The organism is Micromonospora sp. WMMD730, assembly GCF_049178955.1.
Classification (GTDB): domain Bacteria; phylum Actinomycetota; class Actinomycetes; order Mycobacteriales; family Micromonosporaceae; genus Micromonospora; species Micromonospora wenchangensis.
In genome coordinates, this window is sequence record NZ_JBMHML010000002.1 from 7,550,507 (window position 1) to 7,563,560 (window position 13,054).

Annotated in this window: 12 protein-coding genes; 7 read left to right on the plus strand and 5 right to left on the minus strand. The window is 74.1% G+C overall.

All coding sequences use genetic code 11. From position 1 onward, the window contains the following. Window positions 1–90 precede the first annotated feature (90 nt). A complete protein-coding gene (locus ACN265_RS32535; protein ID WP_421411228.1) occupies window positions 91–786 on the plus strand; it encodes a histidine phosphatase family protein in 696 nt (231 codons plus the stop codon). A gap of 5 nt (window positions 787–791) precedes the next feature. Here the strand turns inward: ACN265_RS32535 and ACN265_RS32540 are convergent, their stop codons facing one another. From ACN265_RS32540 to ACN265_RS32555, 4 genes are all read right to left on the minus strand, one after another. Next, a complete protein-coding gene (locus ACN265_RS32540) occupies window positions 792–2,945 on the minus strand; it encodes a peptidase domain-containing ABC transporter (protein ID WP_421411230.1) in 2,154 nt (717 codons plus the stop codon). Next, window positions 2,942–3,934, minus strand: coding sequence for a TIGR04500 family putative peptide maturation system protein (locus ACN265_RS32545; protein WP_421411232.1), 993 nt, complete (start codon window positions 3,932–3,934; stop codon window positions 2,942–2,944). Before ACN265_RS32545 ends, ACN265_RS32540 begins: the two co-directional genes overlap by 4 nt. Then, window positions 3,931–4,914, minus strand: coding sequence for an MvdC/MvdD family ATP grasp protein (locus tag ACN265_RS32550; RefSeq protein ID WP_421411234.1), 984 nt, complete (start codon window positions 4,912–4,914; stop codon window positions 3,931–3,933). The genes ACN265_RS32545 and ACN265_RS32550 overlap by 4 nt, the downstream gene beginning before the upstream one ends. Before the next feature lie 69 nt (window positions 4,915–4,983). Continuing rightward, on the minus strand, window positions 4,984–5,157 hold the full coding sequence (locus ACN265_RS32555; RefSeq protein ID WP_204925348.1) for a putative ATP-grasp target RiPP: 174 nt from the start codon (window positions 5,155–5,157) through the stop codon (window positions 4,984–4,986). 132 nt (window positions 5,158–5,289) lie between these two features. Between ACN265_RS32555 and ACN265_RS32560 the strand changes: the two genes are divergently transcribed. The 5 genes from ACN265_RS32560 to ACN265_RS32580 all read left to right on the plus strand — a co-directional run bounded on the left by ACN265_RS32560 (window position 5,290) and on the right by ACN265_RS32580 (window position 11,650). Beyond that, a complete protein-coding gene (locus ACN265_RS32560; RefSeq protein WP_421411236.1) occupies window positions 5,290–6,684 on the plus strand; it encodes a helix-turn-helix transcriptional regulator in 1,395 nt (464 codons plus the stop codon). Between the two features lie 343 nt (window positions 6,685–7,027). After that, window positions 7,028–8,509, plus strand: coding sequence for an endo-1,4-beta-xylanase (locus ACN265_RS32565; protein ID WP_421411238.1), 1,482 nt, complete (start codon window positions 7,028–7,030; stop codon window positions 8,507–8,509). A 132-nt stretch (window positions 8,510–8,641) separates the two neighbouring features. Further along, entirely contained in the window at window positions 8,642–10,183 is a 1,542-nt protein-coding gene (locus tag ACN265_RS32570) for a cellulose binding domain-containing protein (RefSeq protein ID WP_421411240.1), read from the plus strand. 370 nt (window positions 10,184–10,553) lie between these two features. Next, a complete protein-coding gene (locus tag ACN265_RS32575; RefSeq protein ID WP_204925344.1) occupies window positions 10,554–11,327 on the plus strand; it encodes a hypothetical protein in 774 nt (257 codons plus the stop codon). A 176-nt stretch (window positions 11,328–11,503) separates the two neighbouring features. Further along, entirely contained in the window at window positions 11,504–11,650 is a 147-nt protein-coding gene (locus ACN265_RS32580) for a hypothetical protein (RefSeq protein WP_204925343.1), read from the plus strand. Here ACN265_RS32580 and ACN265_RS32585 read toward each other — a convergent pair. Then, window positions 11,640–12,218 (minus strand): helix-turn-helix domain-containing protein, encoded by a 579-nt coding sequence (locus ACN265_RS32585; protein WP_421411243.1) that lies wholly within the window; start codon window positions 12,216–12,218, stop codon window positions 11,640–11,642. The genes ACN265_RS32580 and ACN265_RS32585 overlap by 11 nt on opposite strands. A gap of 47 nt (window positions 12,219–12,265) precedes the next feature. Here ACN265_RS32585 and ACN265_RS32590 point away from each other — a divergent pair, with 47 nt between their 5' ends. Then, window positions 12,266–13,051 (plus strand): class I SAM-dependent methyltransferase, encoded by a 786-nt coding sequence (locus tag ACN265_RS32590; RefSeq protein ID WP_421411244.1) that lies wholly within the window; start codon window positions 12,266–12,268, stop codon window positions 13,049–13,051. The last annotated feature ends 3 nt before the right edge of the window (window positions 13,052–13,054 follow it).

Below are 13,054 nucleotides of genomic sequence, written 5' to 3' on the forward strand. Positions count from 1 at the left end.
GGCCGGCGAGCTGCCGGAGACCGCCGTCGTTGCGGCAGCGTCCCGCCGCCCGGGGTCGCCCCGCACCGGCTGCTGCCGGACAGTGGAACCGTGGACACCGTCGCGGAGTTGACCATCGTCCGGCACGGGCAGAGCGTCGCCAACGTCGCGTTCGCCGAGGCCCACACGCGGGGCGTCGCCACCCACGGGCTCACCGGGCGCGACGCCGACGTCCCGCTGTCACCGCTGGGCCGGCGACAGGCCACCCGGCTCGGCCGGTGGCTCGCGGCGCAACCCGCCGACCGGCGTCCCGACCACGTCGTCTGCTCCCCGTACCGGCGGGCCCGGCAGACCTGGGCGCGGGTGGCGGACACCGCCGCCGCCCTCGGCGTCGCCCCGGTCCCGGTCGACCTCGACGGGCGGCTGGTCGACCGGCTCATGGGTGAGCTGGAACTCCTGACCCCGCTGATGATCGCCGAACGGTTCCCCGCCGAGGCGGCCCGGCTCGCCGCCGACGGCCTCCACGCCTACCGGCCACCCGGCGGCGAGACGTTCGACGACGTCGCCGCCCGCGTCCGCGCCGCCCTGGCCGACCTGCACCGCCGGCACGCCGGACGCCGGGTGTGGGTGGTGGCCCACGACGCCGTGGTCGTCGCCGCCCGGCACGTCCTGGAGGGGCTGCCGTTCGCCGACCTCGACGCGATCCTCGCCACCACCCCGGTCGCCAACACCTCACTCACCCGCTATGCGGCCACCCACGGCCGCCTCGACCTCGTCGAGTTCGCCGCCGTCCCGCACGCGCCGTGACCGGTTCAGCGGACCGGGTCGGGCCACGACCGGACGGCACCGGGCACCCCGGCCAGCCGGGCGAACGGTCCACCGGCAGCCAGCAGCACCCCCGGAGGTCCGCTCTCCACCAGCCGCCCCCGGTCGAGCACCAGCACCAGGTCGGCGTCCGCGACCGTCGACAGCCGGTGCGCGATCACCAGCCGGGTCACCGGCAGCGTCCGCAGGTTCGCCTCGACGGCCGCCTCGGTCACCGTGTCCAGCGCGCTGGTCGCCTCGTCCAGGATGAGCAGGGCCGGGTCGGCCAGCAGCGCGCGGGCGAGCGCGACCCGCTGCCGTTGCCCGCCGGACAGGCCGACGCCGCCGTCGCCGAGGTGGGTGTGCAGCCCCATCGGCAGGGCCGCCACGTCGTCGTGCAGCGCGGCCAGCCGGACCGCCCGGTCGACGGCGACGTCGCAGGCGTCCGGGCGGGACAGCGTCAACGCCTCGCGCAGGGTGCCCGCGCCGAGGTAGGTCTCCTGCAGGACCACCCCGATCTGCCGGCGTACCGAGGACAGGTCCAGCGTGGCGAGGTCGTGGCCGTCGACGTGGATGCACCCCTCGGTCGGGGCGTACAGACCGGTCAGCAGGCCGACCAGGGTGCTCTTGCCGCTGCCGGAGCCGCCCACCACCGCCACCTTGCTGCCGGGCCGGATCACGGCGGTGACGTCGCGCAGCGCCCAGGGCGACCGCCGGTCGTACCGGAAACCCACGCCGGTGAGGGTGACCAGCCCGGTCAGCCGGGGCGCCGGCATACCAGGGGTGGGCTGCTCGACCGGTGCGTCCACGATGTCGGCCAGCCGGTCCACGGTGGGGGCGAGCAGGGTGAACGACGGCAGCCGCTGGGCCAGCGCGACCGCCGGGGTGATCGCGGCCACCGCGAGCGCGGCCAGGCCGGCGGCCCGTCCCGGCGAGTCGGCCTGTCGGACCGCGACCAGCAGCATCAGCACCGGGCACGCCATCGACCAGGCGGCGAGCAGCGCGTCCGCGACCGCCGTCAGCCGGGCCAGCCGGTGCGCCGCCGACACACCCCTGTCGAACGACTCCTGCCAGCGCTCCCGTACCCGCTGCTGGGCCCCGGCGACCCGGATCGCCGCCATGCCCTGCACCGCCTCGGAGAGCCGGGCTGCCTCCTCACCGGAGGCGAGCAGTTCCTCCCGTTGCAGCGCGCCGGAGCGGCGGCCGACCCACAGCGCCGTACCCGCCTGCACCGCGATCACGGCGGCGGCCACCAGCCCCAGCACCGGGGCCAGCACGGTCACCACGGTCAGGTAACCGACCACCAGCAGCCCGTCCAGGGCGGTGGCGACCAGCGCCGACGCCAGCAGGTCCCGGACACCGGCCACCGCCCGGACCCGGTCGACCAGGTCACCGGCCGACCGGCGGTGGAAGTACCGGTAGACCACCTCGAACAGCCGGTGCACCGTCTCGGTGCCGAGCCGGCTGCCGATGCGTCGTTGCAGGCCGGTCACGGTCAGCCCCCGGACCAGGGACAACGCCCCGGTGAGCAGAGCCAGCGCGGCGACGGCCGCGAGCCAGGTCGCCGCCGGGGGCGCGGCGGCGTCGATGAGCGCGGCGGTCGCCCACGGCACGGCCAGGCCGGTCGCGGTGAGCAGCACCGAGGTCGCCGCCAGTAGCGCGAGCAGCCCGGTGTGCCGGCGCAGCACCGGCACCAGCAGGTCACGTACCGGTGACGGTGCCGGAGGCACCGGCGGAGCGGGACCGTCGGGTGCGGCCAGCAGCACCACCCCGGTGGTGCCGGCGCAGAACTGGGCGGGGGAGAGCCGTCGGCGGCCCACCGCCGGGTCGACCACGTCGACGCCACGGCGGCCGATCCGCTCCACCACCAGGTAGTGGTCGCCGTTCCAGTGGGCCAGCAGCGGCAACGGCAGCTCCCGCAACCGGGTGGCGTCCCGCAACAGCGCCGGCAGGGCGATCGCCCGGCAGCGCAGCCCGTGCTGCTGCGCCTCGTCGCGCAGGTCGCGCAGGCTCAGGCCGTCCCGGCCGACGTCGAGCCGGGCCCGCAGGTACGACGCGGGGACCGCCCGGCCGTGGGCGGCGAGCAGCATGGCGAGCGCGCTGGGCCCGCAGTCGGTGGCGGCGACCTGGAGCACCACCGGCACCCGTCGCCGGCCGGTCACCGGACCCGGGTCGTCCGGTCCCGGGGCAGCCAGAACCACTCGATGTCGGTGCCGGCCCGCTGCTGCGCCAGCCACTCGTCGAACATGGCCCGCTCGACCAGCGCCCGGGTGCCGTCGTCGAGGACGGCCGGCTCGCGGTCGACCACCACGGCCGTCACCGCCGTACCGGCGATGGTGGTCGGCACCGGCCCGGCGGCGTCGCGCAGCTCCGGCGGGGCCGCGACCGCCACCGTCCACAGGGTGCCGGCGGCCCGGCCGGCGCGGACGGCGGCGGCCACCGTCGCGAGCGCCGTCGCGCGGTCGGTGGGGGGCGTCCCCTCGGCGGCCCAGACGATCAGGAGCCGGTCGAACGTGGACCGGTGCGCGGCGAACCACTCCGGCAACCGGTCACCCACCACCCGGGTGCGGAGCCGGGCGACCGCCACGGTGTGGGCGATCAGGTCGGCGAAGTCCTCGGCGGTGAGCCCCCGCTCGGCGAGCCACCTGGCGGTCGACTCGGCGTCGAGCAGGCCCTTGGCCCGGCGGTACGCGTCGGCCGCCGCCTGGAGTTCGTCGTCGTCGACCGCGACCGGGTGCTGCTCCAGCTCCTCGGCGACCAGGCCGGTGTCGACCAGCCGGGCGAGCACGTCGTGGTCGTACCAGAGGAAGTCGAGGGCGGTGAGCGCCTCGCCCACCCGCAGCGTCCGGGTGCCCACCCGGGCGAGGTGGTGGTCGGAGTGCCGGACCGCCCCGCGCAGCGGCCACGGCAGGGCCGGCGTCGGACTGTACGCCACGGAGACCGTGCCGGCGGGTTCGCGCAGCAGCAGGTCGAAGGAGACGGACCCGTCGGCCACCTCCTCGTCCCGCACGACCGCCGGATCGGCCCCGGGCCAGCGTTCCCGCAGCGGGGTGAGGCGTCGGCGGGCCTCGGGCAGGCCGGCGCGGTCGGCGGTCAGCTCCCGTACGAGGGTGACGGCGGCGTCGAGCAGGGCCGGGTCCAGGGTGGTCACGTGGTGGCTCCGGGGGTGGGGGCGGGCGTGGTGAGCAGGTCGACCACGGCGGCGGTGATGGGCAGCCCGGTCTCCTCCTCCACCCACAGGTACTGGCCGGTGGGGTTGATCTCGATGTAGACGTACCGGTCGTCGGGGGTGACGATCAGGTCGAGGGCGCTGTAGCGCAGGCCGAGCGCGCGGGTCAGCGCCACGCACCGGGCGGCGACGTCGGCGGGCAGGTCGTAGCGGCTCAGTGGGGTGTTCCGGTCGTCCTGTCGACGCCAGTCGTGCCGGGCGTGGTTGGACCGCTGGGAGTCGATGGCGGCGGTGAACACCCGGTCGCCGACGACGGTGACCCGCAGCTCGACCCGCTTGGGCACCCGTTCCTGCGCGATGAGGGGGCAGTGGCGTACCCCGTCGACGTGGCCGACGTCGCGGTGGGTGACCGGCTCGGTGAAGCGCATCAGCTCGTCGCGCAGGCTGGTCAGCCCGACCTGTTTGGTGATCATCCGGCCGCCGGTGTGGTCGAACAGGTCGAGCACGGCCCCGGGGTCGTTGCCGACGGCGGTGGCCGGCACGTCGAAACCGAGACGCAGGGCGAGCTGGAGCTGGCGGACCTTCTGCTGGGCCCGCAGCACCACCGGCCGGGGTGCGGGCAGCGCCGGCACGTCGAGGGTCTCCCAGACGTCGCCGACGAACTGCCGGCTCTCCTCGACCACGAAACCGGCGTGGGGGTCGCCCAGGTGGGGCGGGGCGACCGGGACACCGGGGCGGCGGAACCAGACGGCGGTCACCGCGTCGAGGTCGACGGTCCCGCCCGGGTCGGCGTGCCGGACCAGGGTACGGGTCAGCCGGCCGTCCCGGATGGTCACCGACAGTGACGCGCGGGACGGCACGTCGGCCGGGTCGAAGCGGACCCAGCGGACGCCGCGCCGGCCCAGCTCCACCTCTACCGCGTCGGCATGCACGTCGTCGGGGGCGGTCAGGATGAGGATCATGGGTACTCCGGGCGGGGGCCCGCCGACGGCCCGGCCACCTCGGTGGGCCGGATCGTCGACGGTGACGGATCAGTCGAAGTCGGTGTCGGTGTCCGGCCGACCCCCGCCGGGGATGTCGTCGATGGTCTTCGACGAGCCCGCCCCGTTGCGCGGCAGCCCACCGAGCATCCGGGCGAGCTGGTCGTCGGCCAGCTCCATCCCGTCGGTGGGAATGGTGTCGATCTGTACGGTCCTACGCTTCATGGTGCTACCTCTATCCGTTCGCGAACGCCCACCGGCCGGCTGGACCGGCAGGTGCATGCAGTCTGGGCGGCCCGGGGTGACCTGGGCACCGGGGAAATCCCCAGGGTTGGCCCCGGGTTCTACGCTCAGCCGGTGTCCACCGAGATCACGGCCGAGCGCCTGCTGTCGGCGGCCGACCGTGCCGAACCGGACGAGGCCGCGCGCCTGCTGTTCCGGGCCTTCCTCACGCTGTCCCGGACCGCCGACAGCGACCAGTTGCTCCCGCTGCTGACCCGGGTGCGGGAGGCCCACGAGGCCAGCGGCTCGGCGCGGACCGCACTGATCTACCGCACCCTGGCGGGGACGGCGGCCACCCGGGCCGGCCTGGCCGAGGGCCCGGAGCACCTCGACGCCGCCGTACGCATCTTCGACGAGCACGCCTTCGGTGACGACCCGGTACTGGTGGAGTGCGCGTTGACCGCCGTGATGACGCTGATGCGTCCGCACGAGGCGCGCCGGTTCGCCCCGCTGCTCGCCGGCCTGGACCTGCCGCCGGCCGACCGGCCCCGGCTGCTCGCCCTGGTCGGGGTCGGTGACTGCTGGGCGGGAAACCTGGTCCGGGGTCAGGCCGAGTTGCGGGAGGCGGCCCGGCTGGCCGCGCAGTGCGGCACCCCCGACGTGCAGGCCGAGGCGACCTCCTGGCTGGCCAAGTGCGACGCGCTGCGCGGTGACCTGGACGACGCCGCCGTCCACCTGGACCAGGCCCGCGAGCTGGCGGCGCAGGTCGGTTCGGCCTGGGTGGCCCGCCACCTGCCCGAGTGCACGGCCGCGCTGGCGTTCGCCCGGGGTGACCGGGAGACCTGGGCCGGGCTGCTCGAACTCGTGGTGGCCAGGGACGTCGGGGCGACCGCCGGCCTCCAGTACGAGCACCGCTGGGAGCTGGCCACTTACCACGCCCTCGCCGGCCGGTCCCGGCTGGCGGGCGACCTGCTCGCCGGGGTCGACGACCCGCCGGCCTCCTGGCCGGGCGGACCGGTGCTGCCGGCGTGGCGGGCCTGGATCCTCGACCCGGGCACGGCCACCACGGTGGCCCTCACTGCTGCGGTGGACCTGCTGACCCGCCCGGTCGAGCGGTTGCTCGCCGCCCGGGTGGCCTGGCTGCTGGGTGTGCACCACGGGCGGGCCGGCCGGCGGGGCGAGGCGGCCCGGCTGCTGGAGCAGGCGTGCGCGGGGTACGCCCGGACCGGTGCCGCCGGGATGCTCACGCTGGTGATGCGGGATCTGCGGTCCCTCGGCACGCCCGCGACGGGCGCCGGTGGTCCGCTGGTCGCCGATCCGCCGTTCCCGGTGCCGGCCGGGGAGTCGACGCTGACCGAGGCCGAGGCCCGGGTCGCCACCGCGATCGCCAACGGGCTCAGCAACCGGGAGGCGGCGCAGCGGCTCTTCGTCTCGGTGAAGACGATCGAGTTCCACCTGGGCAACATCTTCCGCAAGCTCGGCGTCCGTAACCGTACGGAGTTGGCGGCCCGGCGGACGCGTACCCGCTGAGCGTGCCGCCGTTCCGTGGTCGGGCCGTCGCGCAGGGTAAACCCCGCCGGACCGGGTCGGACACCTGTCGCAGATCGAATCCATTCGATATAGCATCACGGCAGGGCAGCGTCACCCCGCACGGGCGTAGGACGCGGAGTGTTCGCCATCCACCGGGCGGACCGGGCAGCCGACCGGTGGTCACCGACGAGGGCGCGGCCGGGTCGACACCGGCTCGACGTCCCCTGTGACGTGCTGGTCCCGCCGCAGGCGCGGTGTCCCGGTCGTCGATCCCACGAGCGGTCGACCGGTCGCGTGCCCGTCCGGCGGTGACCGGACGGAACACCGAGGAGGAAACGCACAGATGAACGACGTACCCGCTCGACCGCAACGCCGTACCAGGAGGGCCAGCCGGCTGCTGCTGGGCGGTGCCTGCGCCCTGGCGATCACCGTGTCGTCGATGGCCGTGGCGACCCTGGCCCACGCCGACCTCAGCGGACCGCCCGGGACCACGCTGAAGGCCGCCGCCGAACGCAGCGGCCGGTATTTCGGGGCCGCGATGGGGGCGGACCGGCTCAACGACTCCGGCTTCCTGAACATCGCCAGCCGCGAGTTCGACATGATGACGGCCGTCAACGAGATGAAGCCCGACGCGACCGAGCCCAACCCCGGCCAGTTCGACTTCAGCAGGGGTGACGCGATCTACAACTGGGCCACCCAGCGTGGCATGCGGTTCCGGGGCCACACCCTGGCCTGGCACGCCCAGCAGCCGCGGTTCTGGGGCAGCCTGAGCGGCAGCGCGCTGCGGCAGGCGATGATCAGCCACATCAACGGCGTGATGGCCCACTACAAGGGCAAGCTCTACGCCTGGGACGTGGTGAACGAGGCGTACGCCGAGAACGGCACCCGCCGCTCGTCGAACCTCCAGTCCACCGGCAACGACTGGATCGAGGTGGCCTTCCGCACCGCGCGGGCCGCCGACCCCTCGGTCCAGCTCTGCTACAACGACTACAACATCGAGAACTGGACGTACGCCAAGACGCAGGGCGTCTACAACATGATCAAGGACTTCAAGGCGCGCGGCGTCCCGATCGACTGCGTCGGTCTGCAGACCCACTTCACCGGGGGCAGTTCGCTGCCGGGCAACTTCCAGCAGACGCTGTCCAGCTTCGCCGCCCTCGGGGTGGACGTGGCGCTGACCGAGGCCGACGTCACCAACGCCTCGACCAGCCAGTACCAGGGCCTGACCCAGGCGTGCATGAACGTCCCGCGCTGCGTCGGCATCACCACCTGGGGCATCCGGGACAGCGACTCCTGGCGGGGCAACGAGAACCCGCTGCTGTTCGACCGCAACAGCAACCCGAAGCCGGCGTACACCTCCGTCCTCAACGCGCTCAACGCGGCCTCCACCACGGTCCCGGGGACCTCGACCCCGCCGCCCACCACCCCGCCGACGACGCCACCGACCACCCCGCCCACCACGCCGCCGACCACCCCACCGACCAGCGCTCCGCCGACCACGCCGCCGCCGACCGGGCAGCCGGGCGGCTGCACCGCGACGTACCGCACGGTCAGCAGCTGGACCGGCGGCTTCCAGGGTGAGGTCGTCGTGGCCAACACCGGCTCCACCGCCATCACCGGCTGGACGGTGCAGCTGACGCTGGCCGGCGGGCAGACCATCGCCAACGTCTGGAACGGCAGCAACACCGGCACCAGCGGCACGGTCAGCATCCGCAACGCCGCCTACAACGGCTCCATCAGCCCGAACGCCTCGACCACCATCGGTTTCCTGGTCAACGGCAACAGCAGCACCGCACCCGGCAACCTCTCCTGCACCAGCTCCTGACGGCAGGGGCGTCCCGACGCCGGCCGGGCCCGGAGCATCCGCTCCGGGCCACGGTCGGCGTCGCGCCGTCGGTCGATTCTTGCCGATGCTTCTGCCTGTTCCCGGGGCGGCGGAGTCACTTGACTCATGGTCATGACGCAAACCTGGAACGCGACCCGCCGCTCGGTGGTCGCCGGCGTACTGCTCGGCGCCACGGTGGTGGTCGGTCCGCTGACGGCACCCTCGAATGCCGCCCCCAGCCAGCCGTTCGGCACGTCGGCGACCGCGCCGACGGCCGAGAACGACCGCTCCATCCTCGACCTGATCCCGGCGCAGACCCGGGACCGGATGCTCGCCCAGGCCCCGCTGGTCGACGCGGCCAACGTCGTGCGCACCGCCGTCGAGGCCGGCGCGCCGCGTGGCTACGCCGGCATCGGCCTGGTGGACGACCACGTCACCCTCTGGTGGAAGGGCACCCTGCCCGGTGACGTCGCGGCGGCGGTGGCGACCGCACGCCGTACCGCCCCGGTGGAGGTCGTCGGGGCCACCTACTCCCGCACCGAGCTGAAGAAGGCGGCGGCGAAGCTCACCCCCGTCGTCGACGCCGACCCGAAGGACGCCACGCACGCCGTCCGGCTGCGGACCGACGGCTCCGGGATCGAGGTCGCCGTCGACCCGAAGATCAGCGCCAGGCAGCCGAAGCTGCCGGCGACCGGGGTCAGCACGCGCACCGTCGTCCGCGAGCGGATGGTCGAGCGGTCCCGGTACAACGACTCCGCGCCGTACGACGGCGGCATCGGCATCGGGCTGACCACCTACGCCTGCACCGCCGGCTTCGGCGTCCGCAACCACACCACCAACGTGGGCTACCTGCTCACCGCGGAACACTGCGGCCCCATCGGTCAGCCCTGGCACGTCGGTTGGAACACGAACACCAACAGCGGCACGCTGATCGGCTACTCGGTCGCCAGCAACGACGACCACGACACCATGCTGGTCTCCACCTCCTCGCCGGGCAGCCACATCTACGTCGGCGGACAGAACGACGAGGTACGCGCCCAGGTGACCGGCTGGACCGAGGTCTTCCCCGGGCAGCTGCTCTGCCAGTCGGGGTACACCTCGGCCGGTGAGATCGGCGGGCCGGTCTGCAACCTGCGGGTCGACTTCCACTACGACGACATCGAGGACCTGGTCGAGGCCACCCAGCTCGACGGCGACGAGTCGGCCCGGGGCGGCGACAGCGGCGGGCCGGTCTACTCGGTCAACGCCAACGGCACCGTCCTCGCGGCGGGCACCACCACCCGGTCGGCCGGTCCCGGCTTCGGCTTCCAGGACTTCGCCACCGCCCGGGACGACTACGGCGACATCCGGCCGGCCACCACCCTGGCGAGCACCTGCCGGGTGTCGTACGTGGTGACCAACTCCTGGAACACCGGCTTCAACGTCAGCGTCACCGTCTACAACGACGGCCCGGCCGTCAACGGCTGGTCGCTCGGCTGGACCTTCCCCGGCAGCCAGCTGGTCCAGGGCCACTGGAACGGTGTCTTCCAGCAGACCGGCGCGGCGGTCACGGTGGGCAACGAGAGCCACAACGCCAGCATCCCGACCAACGGGGCGGTCAGCTTCGGCTTCACCGCCAGCGGGTCCCCCACCGTCCCGGCGCCGTTCACGCTCAACGGCACCACCTGCAACTGACGGGCCCGGCTGCGGTGCAACGCCGCAGCGGATGAGCACCCGAGGGCCCCGCCGGTCTGACCGGCGGGGCCCTCACCCGTGTCGCCGGTCAGCCCGGCCGGTCGCCTCGCCGGGGTGAGCTGTGCTGATGGTTGTCGATATTGCTAGGGCGGGACGGCCGTGCTGGAATGGCTCACAGCACCGCAGCACGGGGGCAACCGCGCTGGGGAACCGGTGTACGCGGGAGCAGCGCGGTGCCGGCCGCACGTCGCCTCGACCGGCGCGTGCCGTCCGCCGGGCCACCGCCACGACGACGGGCAGTCGACCCGCCGGCCGGCAGTTCCACCGGCCCGCCCATCCGGCAGCGATCACCCCCTCATGGAGGACGACCATGCGCAGTTCCCTCGCGGTACTCACCGCGGCCCTGATCCTCGGCGTCACCGCCGGCAGCGTCCCGGCCGGTGTCTCGGACGCCGCCCCGCGCACGTGCCACCGCGACCTGTTGTTCTGCGAGGACTTCGAGCGCCTGCCTCCCGGGGGCCCCAGCACGCTGAAGTGGGGCGTCGACACCCGCCACGGCACGCTCACGGTGGAGCGCGCCAAGCACGGCAACCAGGTGTTGCACGTCCGGACCGTCGACAACGGCCGGGCCTTCCTGCGCGTCGACGACTTCGCCGCGCCGGGCAACCGCTTCTACGGGCGGATGCGGCTGCGCGTGGACGCCTTCCCCACCGCCCCGGACTGGGCGCACTTCACGCTGGTGGAGGCGACCGGCAGCGGCAGCTCGGAGGTCGTCCGCCCGATCGGCGGCCAGTACGCGCCCACCGTCCCCGGCACCTTCTGGGGGGTGGGCGCGGACGGTGGCCCGACCGGCGACTGGACCAACTGGCGGGAGTCGGCCCCGGTCGTCGAGGACACCTGGCAGTGCTTCGAGTGGAAGCTCGACCCGACGGACAACCGGGTCGCGGTGTGGATCGACGGGGTGGCGAACCCGGAGCTGACCGCCTCCACCACCGACCACGGCGGCAACGACGTCCCGTTCGTCCTGCCGGCGGTGGACACCGTGAAGATCGGCTGGCAGCTCTACCAGGGCGGCACGACGCCTGGCGAGTTCAACCTCTGGATCGACGACATCGCGCTGTCCACCAAGCGGCTCGGCTGCTGACACCCGGCTGCGGCGACCGCCGACGGGCGGGCCGGCCGGGGGCCGAGCGGTCCCCGGCCGGCACCGTCCGATCCGGAGGGTCCGGGCTTCGACTCCGGGCCGGACACGGGTTTCCCGACCGGGTCGGTGGGGGTAGAGACGGCACCGTCCGTCAGTCCACCGTCGAGGAGAGTGTCATGTCGGTACAGGCGTTCCTCTATGTCGTCGCGGTCATCCTGATCGTGCTCGCCGCGCTGCCCATCCCCAGCCGGGGCGTCTCGCTCGCCCTGCTCGGGGCGGCGTGCGCCCTGCTGGCCTACGCCTGGCCGGTGATCACCGGCTGACCGGCGGCGGGTCGTGGTGCGGGCCCAGGTGACTGCGCTCGCCCTCGTGGTCGAGGATGCAGAGGATCTCGGCCGGGCCGTCGTGTGCGCCGAACGCGTGCGGGACCAGGGTGGAGAACTCGGCGGCCTCGTTGGTGCCGACGAGGATCGTCCGCTCGCCGAGGCGCAGGACGATCGTGCCGGACAGCACGGTGAACCAGTCCCGCCCCGGGTGCACCCGCAGGTCGGTCGGGACGTCCCGGGTGATCCGCAGCTTGGCGACCGTCTGGTTGCTGTCCCGGGACAGCAACCAGGTGGTGACGCCCCGGTTCTCGTCGCAGTGCGGGCGGATCACGACGTCGTCGTCGGCGTCGGACTCGACCAGCCGGTCGAGCGTGATGCCCAGCACCCGGGCGATGGTGGCGACCTGGTCCAGGGCGATCCGGCGGTGCCCGGTCTCGATCCGGCTGAGCGTGGAGGGGCTGATCAGGCAGCGTCGGGCCAGTTCCTCCAGCGACCAGCCGCGCGCCAGCCGCAGGCTGCGTACGCGCTGGCGGACCAGGTCCTCCAGATCCCTGTCTTGCTTCATGCGCAAGATGCTATGCCGTAGGGGCATGGCCCGGCTACCGTCGCCGCATGGCACACGACCACCTGATCGAGCTGCTCGACCTGGACGCCGAGGTCCTGCACGACTACTTCCGCGACGTGATCGGCTGGGTCGGCCGGGAGGCCGTCGGGCAGCCCCACGTGGTCGACCTGGGGGCCGGCAGCGGCACGGCCTCCCTCGCCCTCGCCCGGGAGCTGCCCGGTGTCACCGTCACCGCGGTCGACCTCTCCCCGGAGATGCTGGCCCACCTGCGTTCCCGGGCCGACGCCGCCGGGCTGGGCGACCGGATCCGGACCGTGCAGGCCGACCTCGACCGCCCCTGGCCCGACCTCGGGCCGGCCGGGGTGATCTGGGCCGCCGCGTCCCTGCACCACCTGGCCGATCCGGCGACCGCGCTCGCCTCGGCGTTCGGCGCGCTGCAGCCGGACGGGCTGCTGGTGGTCGCCGAGGTGGACGCGTTCCCCCGCTTCCTCACCGGCACGCCGGGCGAGCAGGTGGAGCGGCGGGTGCACGACGAGGCGGCGAAGCGCCGGCACGAGGCGGGCCTGCACATGCACGAGAACTGGGGGGAGCGGATGACGCAGGCCGGCTTCCGGTCGGTGACCGAGCGGCGCTTCGACATCGACCTGCGCCCCCCGCTGCCCGCCGCCGCCGTCCCTTACGCGCAGGTCTCGCTGGGCCGGATGCGGCACGGGCTGGCAGACCGGCTCTCCCCGGCCGACCTCGCCGCCCTCGACGCGGCCGTGGCGGAACTGCCGGGCCGCGACGACCTCGGCGTCCGTACCGAGCGGACGGTCTGGCTGGCCCGCCGCTGAGCA